This window comes from Escherichia sp. E13S3, assembly GCF_004212325.1.
Classification (GTDB): Bacteria; Pseudomonadota; Gammaproteobacteria; order Enterobacterales; family Enterobacteriaceae; genus Escherichia.
The window spans coordinates 1-25297 of record NZ_RHJR01000002.1 but is presented as its reverse complement, the minus strand read 5'-3'; the positions used below and the strand labels follow the sequence as shown (position 1 = coordinate 25297).

The window sequence follows — 25297 nt, the reverse complement described above, 5'->3', positions numbered from 1 at the left end:
TTGCCGGACGCGGCGTGAATGACTACGTTTGTAGGCCCGATAAGCTTGCGCATCGGGCATGTTTACAATTCGTATCAGGCACAGCAACGTCACAAACGCCCTTCCCCCACCCGCTGCTGATAACTCTGCTGAAACGTTAACATCCCCACCTGCTGACCGGTTTGAATAACATGCGGCAACTGGTGGGTTTTCCCTTCGCGAATCAAATTCCCCACCGCAGGTGTGTTAATCAGTAATTCAAACAGCGCCACGCGTCCTTCCTGTTTATCCACTTCCAGCTTTTGTGACAACACCGCCCGTAAACTACCTGCCAGTTGATTACGCACGGGATCTTTTTCCTGCGCCGGAAACGAATCCACCAGTCGCTCAACTGCCTGCGCTGCGCCGCGCGTGTGTAATGTCGCCAGCACCAGATGCCCGGTTTCTGCCGCCGTTAGCGCCAGACGTATTGTCTCGCTGTCACGCAGCTCTCCAAGCAAAATCACATCAGGATCCTCCCGCAATGCGGCCCTCAATCCCGATGCGAACGTCATACAGTGCAAACCAATTTCCCGTTGCTGGATCAAACATCGCTGGCTGGCATAGAGATATTCCACAGGATCTTCCAGTGTCAGAATATGCGCATCGGCATGTTGATTGAGATAGCCAACCATTGCCGCCAGCGTGGTGGATTTACCGCTCCCCGTCGCCCCCGTCACCAGAATCAGGCCATTCTCGCTCTTGAGTAATTCCGGCAATACCGGTGGTGCGCCAAGCTGTTCGAGCTGCGGGCAGTGCGAAGGTAACAGCCGTAACGCCAGAGAAATACCTTGCCGTTGTGCGAACGCACTGCCACGCAATCGCTGGTTTTCCGCCAGCGACACGGCAAAATCCAGCTGACCATTCTCCAGCAATATTGCCCGCTGATCGTCATCCAGCCACTCCCCCAGTAGCTCTTCGACGTCCGGCGCATCAAACGGCGCAGCTTCCATTCTGCCGCGAATGCGCCATCGTGCGGGCCAGGCGCTGCACAGGTGTAGATCCGAGACGTTATGCTTTACACTAAGGGCCACAATTTCTTCCATATTCATACTAAGATCCTCGGAAAATGAACGATATTGCGCATAACCTGGCACAGGTCCGGGACAAAATCTCAGCGGCTGCAACGCGTTGCGGCCGTTCTCCAGAAGAAATTACGCTGCTTGCAGTCAGTAAAACAAAACCTGCGAGCGCCATCGCAGAAGCCATTGATGCCGGGCAGCGTCAATTTGGTGAAAACTACGTTCAGGAAGGGGTAGATAAAATTCGCCACTTTCAGGAGCTGGGCGTAACAGGATTAGAATGGCATTTTATTGGCCCGTTGCAGTCTAATAAAAGCCGCCTGGTGGCAGAACATTTCGACTGGTGTCATACCATCGACCGTTTGCGTATCGCCACACGCCTGAACGACCAGCGACCGGCAGAACTTCCCCCTCTTAACGTGCTGATTCAAATCAATATTAGCGATGAAAACAGCAAGTCAGGGATTCAACTGGCGGAACTGGACGAGTTGGCAGCTGCGGTCGCTGAACTACCGCGTTTACGTCTGCGCGGGCTGATGGCAATCCCTGCGCCTGAGTCAGAATATGTAAGGCAGTTTGAAGTTGCACGCCAAATGGCTGTAGCATTTGCCGGACTGAAAACGCGCTACCCGCATATCGACACGCTCTCTCTGGGAATGTCGGACGATATGGAAGCCGCCATTGCGGCAGGTAGCACGATGGTTCGTATCGGCACTGCCATCTTTGGTGCACGTGATTACTCTAAAAAATAAGGAATCTTAAGAACGCCATGAATACGTTGACTTTCCTGCTTTCAACGGTCATTGAGCTGTATACCATGGTGCTGTTATTACGCATCTGGATGCAGTGGGCTCATTGTGATTTTTATAACCCTTTCTCACAGTTTGTAGTGAAGGTGACACAACCGATTATCGGGCCACTGCGCCGCGTTATTCCGGCAATGGGGCCAATTGACAGCGCCTCACTGCTGGTCGCTTACATTTTGAGTTTTATCAAAGCCATCGTGCTGTTTAAAGTGGTGACCTTCCTGCCAATCATCTGGATTGCCGGTTTATTGATTCTGCTGAAAACCATCGGTCTGCTGATTTTCTGGGTCCTGCTGGTGATGGCGATTATGAGCTGGGTAAGCCAGGGTCGTAGCCCGATTGAATACGTGCTGATTCAGCTGGCCGATCCGCTGCTGCGCCCGATTCGCCGCTTGCTACCGGCAATGGGTGGGATTGATTTCTCGCCGATGATCCTCGTTCTGCTGCTGTATGTCATCAATATGGGCGTCGCAGAAGTATTACAGGCAACCGGAAACATGCTGCTGCCGGGGCTGTGGATGGCGTTATGAGTGCCGTAACAGTTAATGATGACGGTCTGGTTTTACGGCTCTATATTCAGCCGAAAGCCAGCCGTGATTCTATTGTCGGTTTACATGGCGACGAAGTTAAAGTCGCCATTACCGCGCCGCCGGTTGACGGCCAGGCCAACAGTCATCTGGTGAAGTTTCTCGGTAAGCAATTCCGGGTTGCCAAAAGCCAGGTGGTGATTGAAAAAGGCGAACTTGGCCGCCACAAACAAATTAAAATCATTAATCCGCAACAAATCCCGCCAGAAATCGCGGCGTTAATTAATTAGGTATCCTATGCAAAAAGTTGTCCTCGCAACCGGCAATGCCGGTAAAGTGCGTGAGCTGGCGTCGCTGCTTAGCGACTTCGGTCTTGATATCGTGGCCCAAACAGACCTCGGCGTAGATTCCGCTGAAGAAACCGGCCTGACCTTTATCGAAAACGCGATTCTGAAAGCGCGCCATGCGGCAAAAGTGACCGGTTTACCGGCAATTGCCGACGACTCTGGTCTGGCGGTAGATGCGCTGGGCGGCGCTCCAGGGATTTACTCCGCGCGTTATTCCGGTGAAGACGCGACCGATCAAAAGAATCTGCAAAAACTGCTGGAAACACTGAAAGACGTACCGGACGACCAACGTCAGGCGCGTTTCCACTGCGTGCTGGTATATCTGCGTCACGCGGAAGATCCCACTCCGCTGGTGTGCCACGGCAGCTGGCCGGGTGTGATTACTCGTGAACCAGCGGGTACTGGCGGCTTTGGTTATGATCCAATCTTCTTCGTGCCTTCCGAAGGGAAAACCGCTGCCGAACTGACCCGCGAAGAAAAGAGCGCCATTTCCCACCGTGGTCGGGCGTTGAAACTGCTGCTGGACGCTTTACGTAATGGTTAAATTACCGCCGCTGAGTCTCTACATTCACATCCCGTGGTGCGTGCAGAAATGCCCGTACTGCGATTTCAACTCTCATGCGTTGAAAGGGGAAGTGCCGCATGACGATTATGTTCAGCATCTGCTTAACGATCTGGACAACGATGTGGCTTACGCTCAGGGCCGTGAAGTGCAGACAATCTTTATTGGCGGCGGTACGCCGAGCCTGCTTTCCGGCCCGGCGATGCAAACGCTGCTGGACGGCGTACGTGCGCGTTTGCCGCTGGCAGCGGATGCAGAAATTACTATGGAAGCGAACCCAGGTACGGTTGAAGCCGATCGCTTTGTTGATTATCAGCGTGCTGGCGTGAACCGCATCTCTATTGGCGTACAGAGTTTTAGCGAAGAAAAGCTGAAACGGCTCGGGCGCATTCATGGCCCACAAGAAGCGAAACGTGCAGCAAAACTGGCAAGCGGACTGGGTCTGCGTAGCTTTAACCTCGATTTGATGCATGGGTTGCCGGATCAATCACTGGAAGAGGCGCTAGGCGATCTGCGCCAGGCCATTGAACTGAATCCGCCGCATCTTTCCTGGTATCAACTGACCATCGAACCCAATACGCTGTTTGGCTCGCGCCCTCCCGTACTGCCGGACGATGATGCGTTATGGGATATTTTCGAACAGGGGCATCAGTTGTTAACCGCGGCAGGTTATCAGCAATATGAAACTTCCGCTTACGCCAAGCCCGGTTATCAGTGCCAGCACAATCTCAATTACTGGCGATTTGGCGACTACATCGGTATTGGCTGCGGCGCGCACGGCAAAGTGACCTTCCCGGATGGGCGCATTCTGCGTACCACCAAAACGCGTCATCCGCGTGGTTTTATGCAGGGGCGGTATCTGGAAAGCCAGCGTGATGTCGAAGCCGCAGATAAACCGTTTGAGTTCTTTATGAATCGCTTTCGCTTGCTGGAGGCCGCGCCACGCGCAGAGTTTAGTGCGTATACCGGGCTTTGCGAAGATGTGATTCGCCCACAGTTAGACGAGGCGATTGCCCAGGGTTATCTCACCGAATGTGCGGATTACTGGCAGATTACGGAACATGGGAAGCTGTTTTTAAATTCGCTGCTGGAGCTTTTTCTAGCTGAGTAAACTTGTATTGCCGGATGCGGCGTGAACGCCTTATCCAGCCTACATGTGGCAACGGTTGTAGGTCTGATAAGACGCGCAAGCGTCGCATCAGACGTTGATTGCCGGATGCGGCGTGAGCGCCTCAGCCGACATGTGGCAGCGGTTGTAGGTCTGATAAGACGCGCTAGCGTCGCATCAGACGTTGATTGCCGGATGCGGGGTCAACGCCGCATCCTGCTACAAATCGTGCGCTATATCAAAAATTACTTAATCACCCCATTGCGCCGCAGTTGTTCGGTATCTTTTTTCCAGCGTTCATTAGCCTGGTTGATATCGTCAATTTTCATCAAAATCGCGACTTTTTTACTGTTTATTTCTGAAACTTTCATCGTTAACGGATATTGCCCTTTTTCGAGCGTTATCCAGTCATCCTGCAATTTACGGCTAAGTTTTTGTGATTGCAGAAAAGTCTGTCGCCGTTGTTCGTTGATATCAAAATCTCGCTTCTGCTGAATCGGCACTTCATAACACTCTTCACTCTGTTTATGACATGCCGCAATCGCCGGTTGATAAACCTCTTTGTCATATTTAACCGCGAACGCCTCGCTATCATTTTGTTTATTAAACTCATCCCGCTGTTGGTGAATTTTTTTAAAGGCGTCTTCGCGAGTCATTTGCTTGCCATTTGCATCTTTTCCCCAATATGCATCTGCTGCTTTCTTCGCCGCCACCATTTGCTTATCAAGCGCTTTTACATCCTTTTCCAGCGCAGGAATCGAGTTCTTCTGGGTATTCAACGTTGATTCAAGCTGACTAAAGCGATAATTGAAATCTTCGCTATTCACAATCAGGTACTTATTATTCGTTTTAATATCGTCGACCGCCCGCCCACTATCGCTGGCTGCCGCCTGAAAAGAGTAAAAGTTCACCGTCCAGCCAGACGCGGGCATTCCTTTACTGGTTAACATCGCCGAGAATTTTACTGGTTTATCTTTCGTCCAGGTCTGTTCGAGCAGTTCGTAATCTGCCAACTGACCGACCCAGGTATAGAGATCGTCGCTGGAAGAAACATCGCCTTCCGCTGACCAGGTGGCCTGATTACCCTTGGCATCAAGATTTTTTAAGCTGATGGCATCAAGCTTGAGAATGCCGTGATACTGCTTTTTGAATTGATCTTTTAAGACATTTTCAGTTGGCGGTTCGCCATCGGCCCAGACATTACCAGACATCAACATAAGCAGCGCCGTGCCTACAATCCATTGCTTTTTCACCGGAACACCCTCGCGCGGAATAATTTATTCCGGTGATTATCATTAGGGTAATGAAAATTGGCAATGGACGTGAGTCTGAAGTGAATAAGCCCCGGCGCGATACCGGGGCGAGGTGATTAGTACTGATTGAAGATCTGCTGGATCTGCTGCGGATCTTTGGTTTGCGTCAGAGCCAGTTGCAGCAGAACGCGCGCTTTTTGCGGGTTCAGCGTGCCAGAGGCGACGAAGCCGTATTTCGCATCATCCACTTCGGCATCCTGAGTGGTAGCGCCCGTCGGTACGCGGGAAGAACGCACTACCGCAGTGCCGTTTTTCGCGGCGGTCGCCAGAGTGTCAAACACGGATTTATACAGGTTGCCGTTACCCACACCAGCGCTCACGATGCCATCATAGCCCGCATCTACCAGGGCTTTAGCCGGAAGATCGGATGCGTTAGCGTAGTTATAAACAATGCCGACTTTCGGCAGTTCATTCAGCTTAGAGACATCGAACGGCGTGTCGCCAGTATGCTTACGTGCCGGGGTACGCTGATAGTCAATCTTACCGTTGTGAATGTAACCCAGAGGGCCGTAGTTAACAGACTTGAAGGTCGCAACGTCAGTGGTGTTGGTTTTGGTGACATCACGACCATCAAGCACGGTGTCGTTCATCACCACCAGCACACCACGATTGGCGGAGGCTTTATCAGCTGCGGTCACTACCGCGTTATACAGGTTGAATGGACCGTCTGCGCTCATGGACGTGGACGGACGCATTGCGCCAACCATCACCACGGGCTTGTCGCATTTCACCGTCAGGTCGAGGAAGTAAGCAGTCTCTTCCATCGTGTCGGTACCGTGGGTAATAACGAAGCCGTCAGTCTTATCACAGTCGGTGTTAATTTTTTTCGCCAGTGTCAGCCAGACATTATCGTTCATGTCCTGGGAGCCGATATTAACGACCTGCTCGCCTTTAACGTTCGCAATGTCCTTCAGTTGCGGCACCGCATTGACCAGATTTTCTACGCCAACTTTACCCGCTGTGTAGTTAGATTTGGTTGCGGAGTCACCACCACCGGCAATCGTCCCGCCAGTCGCTAAAATGGTGATATTGGGTAATGCCAATGCTGCACCACTAAAACCCATAACCAGTGCGGCAAGTGCCGTCTTTTTGAAAAACTCCATTTCATTCCTCCAGTTACGTGAACGCTACGTATTATCCCCTAGCTTTGTATAGGAAATTTGACGTTAAACAATTTACTTTGTGAATAGATTTTGGAGATCTATAAAGTTAGAGGCAGGTAACAAAATGAAGAATTAAACGGCATAAAAAAACATTATGCCGTCTTAAACTAGAGGATTATTTCAAATTCCCGACCAGGGCTTTACGGCTGTCTTCCAGAGTCACAACACGGCTACAAACATCTTTGCCAAATTGCTGGAAATCTTTTTCCTGCTTTTTCCACTCGGTCTGGATTGAGGATTGCAGTCCCCCCAGGCTTCCCAGCACATTCTGTAACGGGTTGCCGCCGCTTTTCAGCACCGCTTTCGCGCCCATTTCGTTAATGCTGTCCTGCAAAATTCCGCCCATCGCCTGATTCACTAACTGCTGACCTTCGGCGCGAACCTGATCAATGGCTTTATAGTGAAATGTCAGGCCATCGCTGCGCGTTTCGATAATGCGATTCATCTGCTCTTTAAGCTGCGCATCAAGTTTGGTCAGACGGCTGCGCATTTTGCTGCTTTCGCCCATCTCCTGAACAATAATTTTATCCAGCGCAATACGGGCTTTCTCGACGCGGCTTTTCGCGCCTTCATCAATCCACGGCAGCGTGCTGCGCAGTTCGGCCTGATAATCCTTCGCCTGCTCGCGCTGGGCGGCGTTCAGTGAATATTGCTTGCCGTTGTACATCACATTGCCGTCTGGCGTGATCACCAGATTGCCGTTTTCGCCCTTCACCTGCACGGTTTGCGGGCTGACAATCACATCGTCACGCGGCGTGACGCTGCACTGGTAGTCGGCGTGAGCGGTCATTGCCGTCACTGAAAGTGCTGCCGCCAGCAGCATTTTGCGCATCATAGTCTTCCCTCAAGAACAAATCAGGCCAGCATTTGCTGGCCCCAGATTGATAACAAAGTACACGTTGTCCATGCCGGATGCGGCGTAAATGCTTTATCCGGCCTACTCGATCGTGCATCTTTGTAGGCCTGATAAGCGTAGCGCATCAGGCAGTTTTGCATTTGTCATCGCCCGTATGCTTTCTTAGTCCCACCAAACATCGAAAAGTTCGCTGGTGCGTACCTCATCCAGTTTGCGCTCTTCCAGCCACTTACGCACAATCGCTTGATGCTCTTCGGTGCATTTGCCGATTTCCTGCATGCAGATCAGACCTTCCCAGGCCAGATAACCGCTGCCGTCAAAGGCCAGTTTGTTCGGTTCGATAACCTCGTTAATAAAGTCATCAACGGTTTTATCAATCTGCTCTTCCGATGTACCTTCCGGGAATCGCCATGCCACCGAAAATCCTAATTCCTGGAATTCGTCGATGTGCATTTTTTTACGCAGACGACGGCTACGGTTCTTTGCCATTATTTCACCCTCTCGAACATTAAGTCCCATACTCCGTGACCAAGACGATGACCACGTTGTTCAAATTTCGTCACCGGACGTGATGCCGGACGCGGTACGTAATCATTGCTCTCTGACAGGTTTTTATAACCGTCAATGGAAGACATCACTTCGAGCATATGTTCCGCATAAGGTTCCCAATCGGTCGCCATATGGAATACGCCACCCAGCTGCAGTTTGCTTTTTACCAGTTCGGCAAACGGCACCTGAACGATACGGCGTTTATTATGGCGCGCTTTGTGCCACGGGTCAGGGAAAAAGAGCTGAACCATGCGCAATGAATTGTCAGGAATCATTTTATGCAGCACTTCAACCGCGTCATGACACATCACGCGCAGGTTGCTTAAGCCCTCTTCATGCGCAGAAGCCAGGCACGCACCAACGCCCGGAGAATGCACTTCAATGCCGAGGAAGTCCTGCTCAGGGCGATCTTTGGCCATTGCCACCAGCGACGCCCCCATGCCAAAACCAATCTCAAGCGTCACCGGCGCTTCACGGCCAAAAAGCGCAGGGAAATCCAGCATATCTTCGCTGAACTCAACGCCCATCACCGGCCAGTAGTTTTCCAGCGCATGTTCCTGGCCTTTGGTCAGTCGCCCCTGGCGGCGCACAAAACTACGGATACGGCGCAGTGGGCGGCCGTTTTCATCAAATTCCGGTGAGATGACGTCGTTTTTCATAAAGATTTAGTCGCTTGTGAAAGTGTTCTGAAAACGGGCATTATCCAAAGTTAGTTGCCGGATGCAAGCATGATAAGGCCGTAGCTGCGGAAAGTTCCGGTTTACACCCCGCCGCGGCTGTGCTGCAATCTTGCCCCCAACAACAGTGAATTCGGTGACCATGCAAGCGTCGCAATTTTCAGCCCAGGTTCTGGACTGGTACGATAAATACGGGCGGAAAACGCTGCCCTGGCAAATTGACAAGACGCCCTACAAAGTATGGCTCTCAGAAGTGATGTTGCAACAAACTCAGGTTGCGACCGTTATCCCCTATTTTGAACGCTTTATGGCGCACTTCCCGACGGTGACCGATCTCGCCAATGCGCCACTGGACGAAGTTCTCCACTTGTGGACCGGGCTTGGCTATTACGCCCGCGCGCGCAATCTGCATAAAGCGGCACAGCAAGTTGCCACCTTACACGGCGGTAAATTCCCGGAAACCTTTGAGGAAGTTGCGGCGTTACCGGGCGTCGGGCGTTCCACTGCGGGCGCGATTCTCTCGCTTTCTCTGGGTAAGCACTTTCCGATTCTCGACGGTAACGTCAAACGCGTGCTGGCGCGCTGCTATGCTGTAAGCGGCTGGCCTGGGAAAAAAGAGGTCGAGAATAAACTATGGAGTTTGAGCGAGCAGGTGACGCCCGCGGTCGGCGTGGAACGGTTTAATCAGGCGATGATGGATTTGGGCGCGATGATTTGTACGCGCTCGAAGCCGAAATGTTCGCTCTGTCCGCTACAAAACGGATGTATTGCCGCCGCCAATAATAGCTGGTCGCTTTATCCGGGCAAAAAACCGAAACAGACGCTGCCGGAGCGCACCGGCTACTTTCTGCTGTTACAGCACGAAGATGAAGTATTGCTGGCGCAGCGCCCGCCGAGCGGATTGTGGGGCGGTTTATACTGTTTCCCGCAGTTTGCCGACGAAGAAAGTTTGCGGCAATGGCTGGCGCAACGGCAGATTGCTGCCGATAACCTGACGCAACTGACCGCGTTTCGCCATACCTTCAGCCATTTCCATTTAGATATTGTGCCTATGTGGCTTCCCGTGTCGTCATTCACCGACTGCATGGATGAAGGCAATGCGCTCTGGTATAACTTAGCGCAACCGCCGTCAGTTGGCCTGGCGGCTCCCGTGGAGCGTTTGTTACAGCAGTTACGCACTGGCGCGCCGGTTTAGCGCGTGAGTCGATAAAGAGGATGATTTATGAGCAGAACGATTTTTTGTACTTTCCTGCAACGTGAAGCAGAAGGTCAGGATTTTCAGCTGTACCCCGGCGAACTGGGAAAACGCATCTATAACGAGATCTCCAAAGAAGCCTGGGCGCAGTGGCAGCACAAACAAACCATGCTGATTAATGAAAAGAAACTCAACATGATGAATGCCGAGCACCGCAAGCTGCTGGAACAGGAGATGGTCAACTTCCTGTTCGAGGGTAAAGAGGTGCATATCGAGGGCTATACGCCGGAAGATAAAAAATAAAAACAGTGCCGGAGCACGTCTCCGGCAACTTGCATAAAAACAAACACAACACGCACCCGGAATGATGAAAAAATATCTCGCGCTGGCTTTGATTGCGCCGTTGCTCATCTCCTGTTCGACGACCAAAAAAGGCGATACCTATAACGAAGCCTGGGTCAAAGATACCAACGGTTTTGATATTCTGATGGGGCAATTTGCCCACAATATTGAGAACATCTGGGGATTCAAAGAGGTGGTGATCGCCGGTCCTAAGGACTACGTGAAATACACCGATCAATATCAGACCCGCAGCCACATCAACTTCGATGACGGCACGATTACTATCGAAACCATCGCCGGGACAGAACCTGCCGCGCATCTGCGCCGGGCAATAATCAAAACATTATTGATGGGCGACGATCCGAGTTCGGTCGATCTCTATTCCGACGTTGATGATATTACGATTTCGAAAGAACCTTTCCTTTACGGTCAGGTGGTGGATAACACCGGGCAGCCGATTCGCTGGGAAGGTCGCGCGAGTAACTTCGCGGATTATCTGCTGAAAAACCGCCTCAAAAGCCGCAGCAACGGGCTGCGTATCATCTACAGCGTGACCATTAACATGGTGCCGAACCACCTTGATAAACGTGCGCACAAATATCTCGGCATGGTCCGCCAGGCGTCACGGAAATATGGCGTTGATGAGTCGCTGATTCTGGCAATTATGCAGACCGAATCTTCCTTTAACCCGTATGCGGTCAGCCGTTCCGACGCGCTGGGATTAATGCAGGTGGTACAACATACTGCCGGGAAAGATGTGTTCCGCTCGCAGGGGAAATCCGGCACGCCAAGCCGCAGTTTCTTGTTTGATCCTGCCAGCAATATTGATACCGGCACCGCGTATCTGGCGATACTGAACAATGTTTATCTCGGCGGAATTGATAACCCAACGTCGCGGCGTTATGCCGTCATCACCGCCTATAACGGTGGTGCAGGCAGCGTATTACGCGTCTTCTCGAACGATAAAATTCAGGCTGCCGCTATTATAAATACTATGACGCCGGGCGATGTTTATCAGACGCTGACAACCCGCCATCCGTCTGCGGAATCTCGTCGCTATCTTTATAAAGTGAACATGGCGCAGAAATCTTACCGCCGCCGATAATTTCACCTTTGTCTCTGACAATACTCCGAGACAAAGTGTTATACACATCACAATTTCGCCTTGCAAATTGAGATTATTTGCAATTATTTGCTACGGATAACAAAAAAACAGTCAGTGAAGTTGATAGAATCGCATCATCTTGCACGGTCAAATGTGCTTTTTAAAACACTCATCCGCATCACGATGTGAGGAAATTAACATGAATCTTAAGCTGCAGCTGAAAATCCTCTCTTTTCTGCAGTTCTGTCTGTGGGGAAGTTGGCTGACGACCCTCGGCTCATATATGTTCGTTACCCTGAAGTTCGACGGTGCTTCCATTGGCGCTGTTTATAGCTCGCTGGGTATCGCTGCGGTCTTTATGCCTGCTTTGCTGGGGATTGTGGCCGACAAATGGTTAAGTGCGAAATGGGTTTACGCCATTTGTCACACTATTGGTGCGATCACTCTCTTCATGGCGGCGCAAGTCACCACGCCGGAGGCGATGTTCCTCGTGATATTGATTAACTCGTTTGCCTATATGCCAACGCTTGGGTTAATCAACACGATTTCCTACTATCGCCTGCAAAATGCCGGGCTGGATATTGTGACTGATTTCCCGCCAATCCGTATCTGGGGCACCATCGGCTTTATCATGGCGATGTGGGTAGTGAGCCTGTCTGGCTTTGAATTGAGCCACATGCAGCTATATATTGGCGCAGCACTCTCCGCCGTTCTGGTGCTGTTCACCTTTACGCTGCCGTATATTCCGGTTGCTAAACAGCAAGCGAATCAGAGCTGGACGACGCTGCTCGGCCTCGATGCATTCGCGCTGTTTAAAAACAAGCGTATGGCGATTTTCTTCATCTTCTCGATGCTGCTGGGCGCGGAACTGCAGATTACCAACATGTTCGGTAATACCTTCCTGCACAGCTTCGACAAAGATCCGATGTTTGCCAGCAGCTTCATCGTGCAGCATGCGTCAATCATCATGTCGATTTCGCAGATCTCTGAAACCCTGTTCATTCTGACCATCCCGTTCTTCTTAAGCCGCTACGGCATTAAGAACGTAATGATGATCAGTATCGTGGCATGGATCCTGCGTTTTGCACTGTTTGCTTACGGCGACCCGACTCCGTTCGGCACCGTACTGCTGGTTCTGTCGATGATTGTTTACGGCTGTGCGTTCGACTTCTTCAACATCTCTGGTTCGGTGTTTGTCGAAAAAGAAGTTAGCCCGGCAATTCGCGCCAGTGCGCAAGGGATGTTCCTGATGATGACCAACGGCTTCGGCTGTATCCTCGGTGGCATCGTGAGCGGTAAAGTGGTTGAGATGTACACCCAAAACGGCATTACCGACTGGCAGACCGTATGGCTGATTTTCGCCGGTTACTCCGTGATTCTGGCCTTCGCATTCATGGCGATGTTTAAATACAAACACGTTCGTGTCCCTGCCGGCACACAAACTGTTAGCCACTAATTACGCAAAGAAAAACGGGGCGCCAGAAGGTGCCCCGTTTTTTATTCTTACTTCAACACATAACCGTATAACCGTTTCATTCCATCCGCATCGGTTTCGCTATAGACACCTTGTAGCTCCGGCGAAAATCCCGGCAGCAAATTCACGCCTTCTTCCAGCGCAAGGAAATAACGCTGGACCGCTCCGCCCCACATTTCTCCTGGCACCACGCAAAGCACGCCAGGTGGATACGGCAGCGCGCCTTCCGCCGCAATTCGCCCTTCGGCATCACGAATGCGCACCAACTCCACTTCACCACGAATATAAGCGCTATGCGCGTCCTGGGGATTCATCACCACTGGCGGGAAGCTCTGCTGGCGGAACATCGCTTTTTGCAGGTCTTTGACGTCAAAACTGACATACAGATCATGCATCTCCTGACACAACTGGCGCAGGGTATAGTCGCGATAGCGCACCGGGTATTTGTTATAAACGCTCGGCAACACTTCAGACAGCGGCGAATCATCCTCAATATGTTGTTCAAACTGCACCAGCATCGCCACCAGCTGTGCCAGCTTCTCGTGGCTTTCCGCCGGAGTTAATAAGAACAGAATGGAGTTGAGATCGCACTTCTCTGGCACAATGCCGTTCTCACGCAGATAGTGCGCCAGAATCGTCGCTGGAACGCCAAAATCGCTATATTCGCCGGTTTCGGCATCGATACCCGGCGTGGTGAGTAACAGCTTGCACGGATCAACAAAATACTGATCCGCGGCATATCCTTCAAAGCCGTGCCACTTCGCCCCCGGCTCGAAACTGAAAAAACGGCGGTCGCTGGCTAACACTGATGTCGGATAATCCTGCCACAATTTACCATCAACAACGGGCGGGATAAACGGGCGGAACAGCTTACAGCGCGCAAGAATCGCCTTGCGAGCCTCAATCCCCAACTCTACACACTCAGCCCACAGCCGACGCCCACTCTCCCCTTCATGAATTTTGGCGTTAACGTCCAGCGCGGCAAACAGCGGGTAAAACGGGCTGGTAGAGGCGTGCAGCATAAAAGCATTGTTCAACCGCTTATGCGGGCAAAAACGCGCCTGCCCGCGAATATGGTTATCTTTTTTATGGATCTGCGACGTCTGTGAGAATCCCGCCTGCTGTTTGTGCACCGACTGAGTCACAAAGATCCCCGGATCATTTTCGTTAAGTTCTAACAGCAGCGGCGAGCTATCTGCCATCATCGGGATAAACTGTTCGTAACCGACCCATGCAGAATCAAACAGAATGTAATCACACAGATGCCCAATGGTATCGATCACCTGGCGGGCGTTGTAGATAGTGCCGTCATAGGTTCCCAGCTGAATAATCGCCAGGCGGAACGGGCGCGGCAATTCGGCTTTTTCTGGCGCAACGTCGCGAATTTGCTGGCGCAGATACTCTTCATTAAAACAGTGCGCATCAATCCCGCCAATGAAACCGAATGGGTTGCGTGAGGCTGCCAGATACACCGGCGTCGCCCCCGCCTGAATCAGCGCACCGTGATGATTCGACTTATGGTTGTTACGGTCGAAAAGCACCAGATCACCACGCGTTAACAGCGCATTCGTCACCACTTTATTCGCTGCCGATGTGCCGTTCAGCACGAAATAGGTTTTATCGGCATGAAAGACTTTGGCGGCGAATTTCTGCGCATCCTTTGCGGAACCTTCATGAATAAGCAGATCGCCCAATTTTACGTCAGCGTTACACATATCGGCGCGAAAGACGTTCTCACCAAAGAAATCGTAAAAATGGCGTCCGGCAGGATGCTTTTTAAAGAACGCACCATGTTGATGCCCAGGACAAGCAAAGGTGCTATTGCCCATCTCAACGTACTGGGTCAGCGTGTCATAAAATGGCGGCAGCAAATTCTCTTCATACTGACAGGCTGCGGATTCCAGCTCCAGCCACTGCTGCTCATTGCCGTTGATGATAGCCGTAACGCCCGCGGGTAATTCAACCGCATCTTCAGAATACAAAAACACCGGCAGATGAAAACCGGTGCGCTTAAGTAACGCAAGGATGCCGCTACGACTATCCGCAGCGGTAATGACGACTGCCGCGACGTCCGTAAAATCAGTATCTTCCAGCGCCACCACGCGGCGATGGGTAGAAAGTCGGGAAACCAGTTCACCACTGGCGGCAATACTCATTGATTTCATAAGCGCAAAACCCGTTTCGGGGAAGTAAAAATACCGGGCAAGGTGGAACCCCCTGCCCCATGAGATGTGGGTCAAACTGGTCATCAGCTCCGACCGCCAGACATCAGTAAAAGCAGAAACGCTCTGATTTTACTGTTGCCCTGCAGTGAGCATACGTTAACGTCACCGCATAAAAAGCAGCGTCACAGAACAGGAGACATTTCGCGCGAAACGGCGATAAGCGAAAGAATGTAAGGAGGCGGCGTGCATCAGGCAAGCTCCGTACAGGAAGGAGAAAATTCGCGCAATCATGGCACTTTTCGCTAACGCGTGCAAGCCAGGACTTTGCGACCAGACAAGCAATCGACGGGGCAAAAAGTTCATAATAAAAACATCAAACAACACAATTAACAGGAACTCTTGTGGTCATCGGCCCTTTTATCAACGCAAGTGCAGTATTACTGGGTGGCGCCCTCGGCGCACTGCTTAGCCAACGCTTACCGGAACACATCCGCGTCTCTATGACATCGATTTTTGGTCTGGCATCGCTGGGAATTGGTATTTTACTGGTGGTGAAATGTGCCAACCTTCCGGCGATGGTTTTAGCTACGCTACTCGGGGCATTAATCGGCGAAATTTGTCTGCTGGAAAAAGGCGTCAATACTGCGGTCGCTAAAGCGCAGAATCTGTTTCGTCACTCGAGCAAGAAATCTGCGCATGAATCTTTTATTCAGAATTTTGTCGCGATTATTGTCCTGTTTTGTGCCAGCGGCACCGGGATCTTCGGCGCGATGAATGAAGGGATGACAGGCGATCCGAGTATTTTAATCGCCAAGTCATTTCTTGATTTCTTTACAGCGATGATCTTCGCCTGTTCACTTGGCATTGCGGTATCGGTGATTAGTATTCCATTGCTCATCATCCAGTTAACGCTGGCGTGGGCTGCTGCGCTGATATTACCGCTGACCACACCGTCGATGATGGCGGACTTCAGCGCCGTAGGTGGTTTATTGCTGCTGGCAACCGGCTTACGCATCTGCGGCATAAAAATGTTCCCGGTGGTCAATATGCTTCCTGCCCTCCTTCTGGCAATGCCGCTTTCCGCTGCCTGGACCACCTGGTTTGCCTGACATTACGAGCGATAACGGCAAACTGATGATAGATTGTGCAGTCTGCCGTAAATTGAAGAAATTTGATTGACGAGACGAGGCGAATCAGGTTTAATGCGCCCCGTTGCCCGGATAGCTCAGTCGGTAGAGCAGGGGATTGAAAATCCCCGTGTCCTTGGTTCGATTCCGAGTCCGGGCACCACCTTTTCTTTTTTATGCTTCTCTATGAATCTCTATATGTATGAAATTCAGCAAGTTAGCATAAAAATCTTTCCCGGTACGTTTTGATTTGTTCCTATGTATCCGGAAAATTTGGGGTCAGATTCGGGGTCTTTCAGTTCGATGAACTAAGGAGACCCATATGGCCCTGACTGATAGTAAAATCCGCGCTGCAAAGCCCTTCGCAAAATCCTACAAGCTCACCGACTCGCAAGGTCTGTACCTGACGGTATCCACCAGCGGTTCTAAGCTGTGGTATTTTCGCTATTTCTTTGGTGGCAAAGAAAGCCGTCTGGCTTTTGGCCCCTATCCACAGATTACGCTGGCGGAAGCCCGCGAAAAACGCGATGCGGCGCGTAAGCTGCTGGCATCCCGCGTTAACCCTTCTCAGTTACGCAAATCCGAAACCGTTGACGCCTCCCGGACGTTTCAGTTTATCGCCACCGCGTGGCATACCAGTTGCCTGAAGCTCTGGTCGGAAAATCACGCGGATAAAATTCTTACCTGCCTGAAACGCTATGTTTTCCCCGATATCGGCACGATGGATATTGCGAAGATTGAGACCCGGCATCTGGCGCAGCTTGTGAAAGCCATTGACGATAAAGGCGTGCATGACGTTGCCGGGCGGGTGAAACAACACCTGACCAAAATCATGCGCCACGCCGTACAGCAGGGGATTATCAAATATAACCCAGCGTATGATTTGGATGGCGTCGTGACCCCGGTTGTGACCCAGCATCACCCCGCCCTGCCCCTGAAACGCCTGCCAGAATTGCTGGAGAAGATGGACGGCTATAAAGGCCGGGAACTGACCCGGCTGGCGCTGGAACTCAATCTGCATGTGTTTCTGCGCTCCAGCGAGCTGCGCCTTGCCCGCTGGGATGAGTTCAATCTGAAAGCCCATATCTGGACGGTGCCAGCGAAGCGTGAAGCGGTGAAGGGCGTGCGTTTTTCGGAGCGTGGCGCAAAAATGAAGGATGAGCATCTGGTGCCGCTGTCCGCGCAGGCAGTGGAGTTACTGAAGCGGATTAAGGCAATCACTGGCGAGTCGGTTTTCGTTTTTCCAGGTGCGCATTCGCTGGAGAAGCCGATGAGCGAAAATACCATTAACAAGGCGTTGCGGGTGATTGGCTATGACACCAAAGCGGAGGTTTGTGGTCACGGTTTCAGAACGATGGCCTGTAGCGCCCTGAATGAGTCGGGGCTGTGGTCAAAGGACGCTATCGAACGGCAGATGAGCCACAAGGAGCGCAACGGCGTGCGGGCGGCGTATGTGCATAAGGCCGAGCATCTGGAAGCGCGAATGGAAATGATGCAGTGGTGGTCGGATTATCTGGATGTGAGCCGCGATGGGTACGTTGCGCCGTATATTTATGCGCGGCAGCATAAGGCAGCCTGAGTCAAAAATAACGTAAATTACTAAAATGGAAAAGCAGATCCTGATTGATCGGGATCTGCTTTTTTGTATTGAGAGGTATTGCCGCTGTTTTAATTATTATTAATTGGGAAGCGCCCAAAATTATTCGCCGGTGAATAATTTTGGGTGAAAACCAATCAATATATAACCCATCAATAGGTAACCGCCTCCCGTAATTAACGTGTTAATCACGGGAGATGAAAATCTATCAATAAGCGATATTTTCACAAAAACACCGATTAACATATCCTAAAGGCTGCACCATAAAATACCAGGCTGTCCGTCCTGAAACACATTATAACTGCACGAGATATGCAGAGACAAAATAATCTGCACCAGCGTCCCGCCGCTTCACACATTCAGGACTGCGCCAGTTTCTGGCCCTTTGGTTCTCGGCCCTTTCCTGTCAGGCGCTGTTACCCTTATCGCCCCTTAACCTTTATGACCCTTCCCTTTCTGGCGCAACCAGTTCATTCGGAAATGTATCATGACAGTCTGCCCCATGAGATTGTTAATTTATATGAAGCAGATTATTATGTCAAAAACCGTCGCAGTATTTTTTATAAAATGATAAGCCATCCTGCGACTTCGCAGAATATGCCGCGGACACAGAAAAACATAGAGATAATCATTAAGACATTCTTCTGCACCAGAATTAATTTATTATGAAAAGTATTGGCGATAGATATCATTTATTTAACAGGAAAGCGTACAAAATATTTTGGGGCCAAAATTTTTTGTACAAAAATCTATCAATCCGGTATTTATACAAGGTTATGACTATTATTATTTTCACCCGGAGACATCATCAGACACGACAGGACTGTGCGCCAGATTATAACAGGGAAATAATAAAACATTTTCCATCATTATTAATAATATAACTCTGCACCAGCAAAACCCGACCGCCCCCTGCGCCAGATCCGGTGCAAGGGTACGATAAATCGCTGTCGTTACGCAGTAACATACTATTTTGCGCTATTCATGCATTCAGTCATTCCTCCTTCCAGCGGTAGCCGTAGACCTGTTTCACCCAGCGACCGCGACCATCGCCGTGGCCCAGATCCGTCGCCGTCAGCGCCAGGGATTCCTTTTCGCTGAATCCCTGCGCCAGATAATGGCGGATCGCGTCCTGCGCCCACGCATAACGCAGGGAGTGCGGGGGAAAATTCCCCCTTCAGCCCCGCCTTAATGGCCTGTTTGTGCCAGCTCTCCAGCGCCGTTTTAAGGTCTGGCTTGTCGATCAGCCTGCCATTGCGCTGTCTGGCGATCGGTAATGCGTTTTCCACCGCCTTCCTGACTGCGCCAGCGTCCAGGAGCGTCGTGTAACGTGGACGCCCGCCTTTGGTGCCGAACACCACTTTCAGCCGGGTTTCACCGCGCTCAATGGCTTTCAGCCATGTTTTCAGCGACTGTGAACTCTGTACCGCCTCCTGCGAGCGTAACCCCATCAGCCGCGCAATCTCCAGCGCTGCTGCCAGCCCTGCGTCCTGAGTGCGGGCTTTCTCCATCACCTGCTGGTAATGTTCTGGCGTAATGGCGCGGCGCGTGCCGTTGCGCGAAGCGCCTGACAGCCCCAGCGCCTTATTGGTCAGGCGCGGATGCTCCACCACCTGTCGGCGTCCCGCCAGTCTCAGTACGGATCGCAGCGCCGCCATTTCGTTTTGCAGCGTGCGTAGACCAATATCCTGCTCCAGCCGCTCCTGAATGTAGCATTCGATATGACGAACCTTGATCTGCTCCACCCGCTGGATCTGGATATTCAGCGCCCGTAAATGTTCACTGAACCGTTTTGTAATATGGATACGATCATTCACCGTTTTGAAGCTGCCGCCCGCTTTCTTCGCCAGCGCCTTCATTTCACTGCTTAATTTGCTCATGACTCCCCCTGACAACAAAAACAAACAGTTTCCGGCGTGTGCTTTTTGGCTGCGCCAGAACGATACCTTCACGCCGGAGTGGCTGATTGTTGAGGTTTAGGGAGTTTCAGGCTGTACGCGGTACAGACTGCCTGGCGAAGCAGGGGTGTCTCCGGGGCGTCGTGCCCCCCTCGGTATCGATCTTTTTCTCCTTTACTCTGAACTGACAGCGGCCCCAAAGGGCATGTCAGGCGGCGGAAATATGGCGCAGGCCAGAACTGGCGCGGCTTGCGGCAGTGAGTTGTGCGGCGTCACTTTGCTTTTTCGCTTACGCGATCAAAGTGACGCCTCGTCTGGTGCAGAGGATTAACGTTGCGTTTCTGGTGCAGATTAACGGTCACGCGGCAGCAAAGCCTGGCGGCAATGCAGGCCGCAACCCGTCATTTAAAGGGCGCTGGTAATCAGCAGGGTATAAGTGGGCCCGGAAATTTCGGCAAAGAGAAACCGTTCAGCCGGTGAAGACTGTTGTCGTTAAGCGATGACGATGGAGCTGTCCTTGTATATATGTACTTCGCCTCAAACGCTTTCGCGTTCCGGTATTGCGGAGGTCGTACCGGTAGCAAGGGCTGGTCGTCCTGATAAATCAGGGGCTTCTTGCAGACCATGAAGCCAAAGGGTGCCCGAAGGCGATAGTGCAGGAGGGAGATTATACTTTTATTTCTGGCGCAGAAAGGGGAAACTCATTTTTCTGGAAAAAGGGTTTCCCCCTGAATTTATCGTAAATTCGTGAATGTAAAAACACTAAGTTAACCCCGAAGTGACCGGATAACAGGCCGTGGCTTTTGCGACTCTTGCCAGAGATCATACTCGGCCTGCATCCCCGTCCACAGTTCAGCGCGGGTATTTAATAGCGTCGCCAGACGCAGCGCCATATCAGCCGTTACTGGCGTATGTCCATTGATAATACGGGATAACCGGGAACGGGAAATGTTCATCGCAGAAGCTGCCTGCACAATACTTGTGCCGTTCAGATAATCACGAAGAACCGCTCCCGGATGAGGCGGATTAAACATGTACATAAAAACGACTCCGGTTGTGACCGTTACCAGCAGCGGGATGGCATCCTGCCGCGATTCGCTTGTCTTCTCCCGGCTCTCCGCCAGCAGAAGCTGGCAGAGAGCCGGGAGAGCCTGATGTTACTGTAACCATGTTCCTGACGCGCCAGCCATCAGGAGCGCCGCTTTCGCATGAGTCTTATAATGTGGTTGCCCTGATTATCGAAGTATCTGGACGGCCAGATGATTTCCGGTGATGTTTCCAGCGCATCCGCAATGAGTTTTTCGCCACGCGGCCAGGAACGGGTCAGCGCGTTTGCCAGCGTGGCGGACGCCAGTCCCGCGCTGCGAGACACCTCAGCCAGCGATGTTCCCCGTTTTCTCAGGCCTGCGATAATATCAGCGAGGTGCCAATCGAGTTGCATCATACCGACCTCCCGTCGATAACCTGCACGCCGTCAGCGGTACGTATCCAGCGCGGGGCGCTCAGATTGGCGGCAAAGTACCAGACTAGCTCGCATAGCAGCCCGGTCAGCGTGGTTTCGGTTTCCGGCAACAGCGCGTGACTGTTCAGTATCTGCGTCAGCGCCAGGCAGTAATCGCAGAGTGCTCCTGCATCAGGTTCAAAACCGGGTGAAACATCGGGAAGATCATTCGCAATAAAACCGTCGATCAGATGCGGCGGGATCGGCTCGTTCATCGTGGGCCGCAACAATGCAAGACAGGCATTAAGCCTGCCGCAGAGCGCCATTTTCAGTGCTGGATCGTGGCATTCGATCAGAGTCTGGGCGAAGCGATCGCAGTAGTCGGCCAGATCGGTGAAATCCGTGGCTGCACTGAAAGGAACGGAGAGTAAATCATAATCAGGGGCGAGGATTGTAACCATGAGGCAACCTCCAGTGAGTGATGATCATGTCCACCACCAGAGGTTCCAATCTCGCGGGTGGCGGAGCCGGACGGGGTTGGAACTACCAGCCTCACTGACACTGGCGCATCTTGCGATGCCCCCGCCCGGCCCGCCATTGAGGTGTGACCGTGCGCGACACAAAAAGATTGTGTCGTCAGTGAAGTCTTTCGGGGTTCCAATCCCGACGCCTGATTTTGCAGGCGCGGCGCAACAATACAATGAAAACAAATAAACATGCAAATATAATCACAGCACAAATATTAAATACAAATATTATTTATACGAATAATATGATGAGCAATTTGCAGTCAATTATTAATAAATATTTTGCTGACTAACCCGCTCCGTTGATATCAGTCAAAAAAAAATAATGCCAAACGGGAGTATTCCGTTTCATACAGTAATCATGCTTATCATTTCGTCCGGTGTTGTACCATCAGGTCTGTTTTGCACTCTGCCACAATGCCGGTTCCCGCGAGATAAGTTTTTATCTGTATCAGGGGGGATTGTGCCATCAGTAAAATTATGTTTTGCGGCAGGTACAGACGGAACCGGGGTGACGTATGGAATTTCGTAACCTGACGCCGTTTTCAGCGATGGAATATGCGATGGATGATAAACATAGCGAACGTCACCGCGTTATCGCCATGAAAACAGGCTTCCGGCTGCAACAGGACGGAAATGGTCAGTGGCAAACGCAACTTATCGAAAACCCGCCGCTACCGCTCTGTGTGGAAGATGAATTCTCTGGGAAAATAAATACTTCTTCCATACAGCGTGAAAGTGACCTTGCTCCCCTGAAACCCGCCTGCGACATCATCATCAATGGAACAGCTTATACGCCGGGAGGCGCTGCCGTGCCAGAAATGACGGCAGGTGTACTTATGCTCTCATCGACAGGTGAGGTGCTGATAGACAAAAAACTGCGGATAACTGGTCAGCGCTTTTATCGCCACCAGCCGCTGACTCGGCAGTGGTATGAAACTGAACCGGAGCCATTCACCTCCCTGCCCCTGGACTACCGCTACGCTTTCGGCGGTGAATGCCGCGTGGAGGCCGACAGCGAATATGCCAGCCGCATCCCTGAAGAATATCGACTGACCGAAGAGCAGCGCAGGGAACATCCCGACCGTGATAATCCACCGCTGGCGCATATGGCCTGTCCGGTCAATCCGCTGGGGCTGGGCTATATGCAGCAGTGGTATCTGCGGGCCTGTCAGGTTCCGCAGGTTGAAGCGCCCCGTATCATCGCCGTGGACAGCCCATTCACACTCAAACAGTTCACAGACTGTCTCGAAGGGAAAGCCGACTTGTTCGCACCCGAATATCAGCCAGCCGGTTTTGGCTGTATCGGGCGCACCTGGCTGCCACGGTTACCTCTTGCTGGCACCTATGACCAGGAGTGGCTGGAAACGCAGCACCCTGACCTGCCGGACGACTTTGATTTTAACTACTGGAACTGCGCCCCGGATGACCAGCGAATTCCCTTTCCGCTGCCGGGGCCGGAGTTTGTGCTGACGGGTTTTAGCCCTGAAGGGAATATCCATTTCACCCTGCCTGCACATGAGGGACGCATACTGCTGCGCACCATGAGCGGGCATCGTATGCCGCTGCCGATGCTGCTGGACACGGTGGAAATCAATACTGACACACTGATTGTTGCGCTTACCTGGCGTTTTCTGCTGCCAGGCAACACACCACCAGTACGGGTACTGGAAGCACGTTACAGAACGAGGAGAACATAAATATGGCAGACAACTATACAGCCCGTCAGCACGGTCAGTGGAAGGTGGTTAGTGTAAAACCGGATGTTTGTAAGACACCCAGGGGAGACTCCACGCCGCCAGTTCCTTACCCCGTTACTGCCAATATGGCCTCAGCAGTGATGGTGGTTCAGTCGGTGAAGCTGAACGGCTGTCCGGCGGTGGTACTCAATCAGAGTTCCATTCCTCAAACACTGGGGGATTCAGCAGGTGCCGCAAAAGGTGTCAGTAGCGGTACTGTGGGGGATGTCTGCGAACCGAAGGGACACAGCGAAACGGTGTTTTTTGGCGGTAAGCCCATGTTGCGGCACAACGACGAATTCTGGATGAACAGCCGCAACACAATCGGGCTGATTGTTGGTCAGCCACCTCCTGCGGGTGTTTCTGCGGATGAGGCCGACCCGCCGGATGAACCGGAGACTGACGAAGAGGAAGAAGAAGGCGGTGGCTGGCTGGATGCACTACAGACAGGGCTGGATATTGCCGGATTCATTCCCGGTTTTGGCTTCTTCGCTGATATGCTGAATGCGGGCATCAGTGTGGCGCGGGGAAACTATGCAGAAGCGGCAATGTCAGTAATGGCATCTGTGCCGGGTATCGGTGATGCGGCAGCAGCAGGCAAAATGGTCGTTAAGGGTGCCAGGGCTGCGGGTAAGATGGCGGCTAAAGATGCCGCCAAAGCTGCTGCGAAGGCGGCAGCCAAAGCCGCAAAAGAAGCAGCCAAAGCTGCCAGAGCCGCAGCAAAAGCGGCCAGAGAAGCGGCAGCGAGACTTAAGGGCGGGATAGTCAAGGGCTGGAAAGATTTTAAAGCTGGTCTGGGTAAAGGTGCAGAAGGCAGGAAATGCACAAAACCCGGCGAACCCGTGGACGCCGGAACTGGCGACTTTCTCCAGCACTTCAGCATTCTTTCCCTTCCTGGCTCACTTCCTCTCTCGCTTTCCCGGTTTTATCGCTCTCAGGCACAACATGGCGGCATCTTTGGCCCCAAATGGACCGATGAATGGTCCGTATCCCTGAAAGTAAACACTGACGGCTATCTGCACTTCACTGACGGTGAAGGGGTGGAGCTGTATTATCCCATTCCGCAGGACGGCATTTTTAACGGCGCAGTCAACTCACGACAGGCGCACTACCGGCTGACGGGAAACATGAGCGGAGAACTGGCGCTGTCTGACCGCCGCACACAGCAGACGCAGATTTTTTCTCTGGCAGGCACAGGGACTTACCTGTTGTCTGCTGTCCATGATAACTATGGCAACCGGATTGATTTTATCCGCACGGATGGCCTGCTGACGGAAATCCGCCACAGTGACGGCTATTCGCTCGCGCTGGCCTGGCAACAGCAACAACTGTTAAGCATTGACCTGGTGACACCGCAGCACCAGCGTCTCGTTACATGTAAGTATGACGACCGTGGTTATCTGGCAGAGTGCGATACCTTCCAGTTCTCTCATCTGTGGCATGAATACACGGCTGAAGGGTTTATGACCCGCTGGCGGGATGCGGATAAAACCTGCGTGGATATCCGTTACGACCCGCAGGGTCGCGCCATCGGCACCCTGTCCACTGAAGGCTATTACAACGACCGTTTTATCTATAACGATGAAGAGCACTGTACCACCTACGTGGATGCGGAAGGCGGCGAAACCCGTTACTGGTATAACGAAGATGGCCTGGTCACCCGCTGCATCGACCCGCTCGGTCGGGAAGAGATTACGGTATGGGAAAACACGCAACTTCAGTCACGCACCGATGCACTG

23 protein-coding genes, 1 tRNA gene and 1 pseudogene are annotated in these 25297 nt (G+C 52.0%); 14 read left to right on the top strand and 11 right to left on the bottom strand.

From position 1 onward, the window contains the following. Nucleotides 1-89: 89 nt before the first annotated feature. Nucleotides 90-1070, bottom strand: a complete 981-nt coding sequence (locus D9597_RS01310; RefSeq protein ID WP_130221431.1) for a type IV pilus twitching motility protein PilT — start codon at nucleotides 1068-1070, stop codon at nucleotides 90-92. A 17-nt stretch (nucleotides 1071-1087) separates the two neighbouring features. On the opposite strand from D9597_RS01310, the gene yggS reads away from it, so the two are divergent. The 5 genes from yggS to hemW are packed head-to-tail and all read left to right on the top strand — an operon-like array spanning nucleotide 1088 to nucleotide 4393. Continuing rightward, nucleotides 1088-1792: a pyridoxal phosphate homeostasis protein gene (gene yggS, locus D9597_RS01305; protein ID WP_000997795.1), complete on the top strand. Its 705-nt coding sequence runs from the start codon at nucleotides 1088-1090 to the stop codon at nucleotides 1790-1792. Between the two features lie 17 nt (nucleotides 1793-1809). Then, nucleotides 1810-2376: an osmotic shock tolerance protein YggT gene (yggT, locus tag D9597_RS01300; RefSeq protein ID WP_001094831.1), complete on the top strand. Its 567-nt coding sequence runs from the start codon at nucleotides 1810-1812 to the stop codon at nucleotides 2374-2376. After that, on the top strand, nucleotides 2373-2663 hold the full coding sequence (yggU, locus tag D9597_RS01295) for a DUF167 family protein YggU (protein ID WP_001277222.1): 291 nt from the start codon (nucleotides 2373-2375) through the stop codon (nucleotides 2661-2663). The genes yggT and yggU overlap by 4 nt, the downstream gene beginning before the upstream one ends. Nucleotides 2664-2670: 7 nt before the next feature. Next, nucleotides 2671-3264, top strand: coding sequence for an XTP/dITP diphosphatase (locus D9597_RS01290; protein ID WP_130207915.1), 594 nt, complete (start codon nucleotides 2671-2673; stop codon nucleotides 3262-3264). Continuing rightward, nucleotides 3257-4393 (top strand): radical SAM family heme chaperone HemW, encoded by a 1137-nt coding sequence (gene hemW / locus D9597_RS01285; protein WP_046080683.1) that lies wholly within the window; start codon nucleotides 3257-3259, stop codon nucleotides 4391-4393. The genes D9597_RS01290 and hemW overlap by 8 nt, the downstream gene beginning before the upstream one ends. A 242-nt stretch (nucleotides 4394-4635) precedes the next feature. On the opposite strand, the gene D9597_RS01280 is transcribed toward hemW, so the two are convergent. The 5 genes from D9597_RS01280 to trmB form a co-directional block, all read right to left on the bottom strand. After that, entirely contained in the window at nucleotides 4636-5643 is a 1008-nt protein-coding gene (locus D9597_RS01280) for a DUF1202 family protein (RefSeq protein WP_130221430.1), read from the bottom strand. A 116-nt stretch (nucleotides 5644-5759) separates the two neighbouring features. After that, nucleotides 5760-6806, bottom strand: coding sequence for an L-asparaginase 2 (ansB, locus tag D9597_RS01275; protein WP_130221429.1), 1047 nt, complete (start codon nucleotides 6804-6806; stop codon nucleotides 5760-5762). Nucleotides 6807-6981: 175 nt separating this feature from the next. Further along, nucleotides 6982-7701 carry a DUF2884 domain-containing protein gene (locus D9597_RS01270; RefSeq protein WP_000984796.1) on the bottom strand — a complete coding sequence of 240 codons (720 nt, stop codon included), beginning with the start codon at nucleotides 7699-7701 and terminating at the stop codon, nucleotides 6982-6984. Nucleotides 7702-7884: 183 nt separating this feature from the next. Continuing rightward, a complete protein-coding gene (locus D9597_RS01265; RefSeq protein ID WP_001107564.1) occupies nucleotides 7885-8211 on the bottom strand; it encodes a YggL family protein in 327 nt (108 codons plus the stop codon). After that, nucleotides 8211-8930 (bottom strand): tRNA (guanosine(46)-N7)-methyltransferase TrmB, encoded by a 720-nt coding sequence (gene trmB / locus D9597_RS01260; RefSeq protein ID WP_000786911.1) that lies wholly within the window; start codon nucleotides 8928-8930, stop codon nucleotides 8211-8213. Before trmB ends, D9597_RS01265 begins: the two co-directional genes overlap by 1 nt. A gap of 160 nt (nucleotides 8931-9090) precedes the next feature. Between trmB and mutY the strand changes: the two genes are divergently transcribed. The 4 genes from mutY (at nucleotide 9091) to nupG (ending at nucleotide 13046) form a co-directional block, all read left to right on the top strand. Further along, entirely contained in the window at nucleotides 9091-10143 is a 1053-nt protein-coding gene (mutY, locus tag D9597_RS01255) for an A/G-specific adenine glycosylase (protein WP_130221428.1), read from the top strand. Nucleotides 10144-10170: 27 nt separating this feature from the next. Beyond that, complete coding sequence (locus D9597_RS01250) at nucleotides 10171-10446, top strand: oxidative damage protection protein (RefSeq protein ID WP_000091700.1); 276 nt, start codon at nucleotides 10171-10173, stop codon at nucleotides 10444-10446. Between the two features lie 64 nt (nucleotides 10447-10510). Then, nucleotides 10511-11590 carry a membrane-bound lytic murein transglycosylase MltC gene (gene mltC / locus D9597_RS01245; protein WP_130221580.1) on the top strand — a complete coding sequence of 360 codons (1080 nt, stop codon included), beginning with the start codon at nucleotides 10511-10513 and terminating at the stop codon, nucleotides 11588-11590. Between the two features lie 199 nt (nucleotides 11591-11789). After that, nucleotides 11790-13046 (top strand): nucleoside permease NupG, encoded by a 1257-nt coding sequence (gene nupG / locus D9597_RS01240; RefSeq protein ID WP_064529710.1) that lies wholly within the window; start codon nucleotides 11790-11792, stop codon nucleotides 13044-13046. Between the two features lie 47 nt (nucleotides 13047-13093). Here the strand turns inward: nupG and speC are convergent, their stop codons facing one another. Next, on the bottom strand, nucleotides 13094-15229 hold the full coding sequence (gene speC, locus D9597_RS01235) for an ornithine decarboxylase (RefSeq protein ID WP_130221427.1): 2136 nt from the start codon (nucleotides 15227-15229) through the stop codon (nucleotides 13094-13096). Nucleotides 15230-15630: 401 nt separating this feature from the next. Here speC and D9597_RS01230 point away from each other — a divergent pair, with 401 nt between their 5' ends. From D9597_RS01230 to D9597_RS01220, 3 genes are all read left to right on the top strand, one after another. Further along, nucleotides 15631-16338 carry a DUF554 domain-containing protein gene (locus D9597_RS01230; protein WP_130207927.1) on the top strand — a complete coding sequence of 236 codons (708 nt, stop codon included), beginning with the start codon at nucleotides 15631-15633 and terminating at the stop codon, nucleotides 16336-16338. A gap of 105 nt (nucleotides 16339-16443) precedes the next feature. After that, nucleotides 16444-16519 (top strand) — tRNA-Phe (locus D9597_RS01225). Between the two features lie 159 nt (nucleotides 16520-16678). Then, nucleotides 16679-17935 (top strand): integrase arm-type DNA-binding domain-containing protein, encoded by a 1257-nt coding sequence (locus D9597_RS01220; RefSeq protein WP_130221426.1) that lies wholly within the window; start codon nucleotides 16679-16681, stop codon nucleotides 17933-17935. A gap of 1012 nt (nucleotides 17936-18947) precedes the next feature. Here D9597_RS01220 and D9597_RS01210 read toward each other — a convergent pair. From D9597_RS01210 to D9597_RS23165, 4 genes and pseudogenes are all read right to left on the bottom strand, one after another. Continuing rightward, a pseudogene (locus tag D9597_RS01210) lies at nucleotides 18948-19833 on the bottom strand (integrase domain-containing protein). 785 nt (nucleotides 19834-20618) lie between these two features. Further along, complete coding sequence (locus tag D9597_RS01205; protein ID WP_130221425.1) at nucleotides 20619-20891, bottom strand: HigA family addiction module antitoxin; 273 nt, start codon at nucleotides 20889-20891, stop codon at nucleotides 20619-20621. A gap of 149 nt (nucleotides 20892-21040) precedes the next feature. Further along, nucleotides 21041-21295, bottom strand: a complete 255-nt coding sequence (locus D9597_RS01200) for a helix-turn-helix transcriptional regulator (RefSeq protein ID WP_130221424.1) — start codon at nucleotides 21293-21295, stop codon at nucleotides 21041-21043. Next, nucleotides 21292-21753, bottom strand: a complete 462-nt coding sequence (locus D9597_RS23165; RefSeq protein WP_130221423.1) for a hypothetical protein — start codon at nucleotides 21751-21753, stop codon at nucleotides 21292-21294. Before D9597_RS23165 ends, D9597_RS01200 begins: the two co-directional genes overlap by 4 nt. A 584-nt stretch (nucleotides 21754-22337) precedes the next feature. Here D9597_RS23165 and D9597_RS01185 point away from each other — a divergent pair. After that, entirely contained in the window at nucleotides 22338-23519 is a 1182-nt protein-coding gene (locus D9597_RS01185) for a DUF2169 domain-containing protein (protein WP_130221422.1), read from the top strand. A 2-nt stretch (nucleotides 23520-23521) separates the two neighbouring features. Next, nucleotides 23522-25297, top strand: a 1776-nt coding sequence (locus tag D9597_RS01180; protein WP_240780420.1) for a PAAR-like domain-containing protein, incomplete at its 3' end; no start/stop codon positions are given.

Coding starts and splice junctions, on each gene's coding strand:
- hemW (WP_046080683.1), top strand. CDS start 3,257: ATGGTTAAATTACCGCCGCTGAGTCTCTACATTCACATCCCGTGGTGC.
- D9597_RS01220 (WP_130221426.1), top strand. CDS start 16,679: ATGGCCCTGACTGATAGTAAAATCCGCGCTGCAAAGCCCTTCGCAAAA.
- trmB (WP_000786911.1), bottom strand. CDS start 8,930: ATGAAAAACGACGTCATCTCACCGGAATTTGATGAAAACGGCCGCCCA.
- ansB (WP_130221429.1), bottom strand. CDS start 6,806: ATGGAGTTTTTCAAAAAGACGGCACTTGCCGCACTGGTTATGGGTTTT.
- yggU (WP_001277222.1), top strand. CDS start 2,373: ATGAGTGCCGTAACAGTTAATGATGACGGTCTGGTTTTACGGCTCTAT.
- D9597_RS01185 (WP_130221422.1), top strand. CDS start 22,338: ATGGAATTTCGTAACCTGACGCCGTTTTCAGCGATGGAATATGCGATG.
- D9597_RS01310 (WP_130221431.1), bottom strand. CDS start 1,070: ATGAATATGGAAGAAATTGTGGCCCTTAGTGTAAAGCATAACGTCTCG.
- mutY (WP_130221428.1), top strand. CDS start 9,091: ATGCAAGCGTCGCAATTTTCAGCCCAGGTTCTGGACTGGTACGATAAA.
- D9597_RS01290 (WP_130207915.1), top strand. CDS start 2,671: ATGCAAAAAGTTGTCCTCGCAACCGGCAATGCCGGTAAAGTGCGTGAG.
- yggT (WP_001094831.1), top strand. CDS start 1,810: ATGAATACGTTGACTTTCCTGCTTTCAACGGTCATTGAGCTGTATACC.
- D9597_RS01250 (WP_000091700.1), top strand. CDS start 10,171: ATGAGCAGAACGATTTTTTGTACTTTCCTGCAACGTGAAGCAGAAGGT.
- D9597_RS01205 (WP_130221425.1), bottom strand. CDS start 20,891: ATGTACATGTTTAATCCGCCTCATCCGGGAGCGGTTCTTCGTGATTAT.
- D9597_RS01265 (WP_001107564.1), bottom strand. CDS start 8,211: ATGGCAAAGAACCGTAGCCGTCGTCTGCGTAAAAAAATGCACATCGAC.
- mltC (WP_130221580.1), top strand. CDS start 10,511: ATGAAAAAATATCTCGCGCTGGCTTTGATTGCGCCGTTGCTCATCTCC.
- speC (WP_130221427.1), bottom strand. CDS start 15,229: ATGAAATCAATGAGTATTGCCGCCAGTGGTGAACTGGTTTCCCGACTT.
- D9597_RS01200 (WP_130221424.1), bottom strand. CDS start 21,295: ATGATGCAACTCGATTGGCACCTCGCTGATATTATCGCAGGCCTGAGA.
- yggS (WP_000997795.1), top strand. CDS start 1,088: ATGAACGATATTGCGCATAACCTGGCACAGGTCCGGGACAAAATCTCA.
- D9597_RS23165 (WP_130221423.1), bottom strand. CDS start 21,753: ATGGTTACAATCCTCGCCCCTGATTATGATTTACTCTCCGTTCCTTTC.
- D9597_RS01270 (WP_000984796.1), bottom strand. CDS start 7,701: ATGATGCGCAAAATGCTGCTGGCGGCAGCACTTTCAGTGACGGCAATG.
- nupG (WP_064529710.1), top strand. CDS start 11,790: ATGAATCTTAAGCTGCAGCTGAAAATCCTCTCTTTTCTGCAGTTCTGT.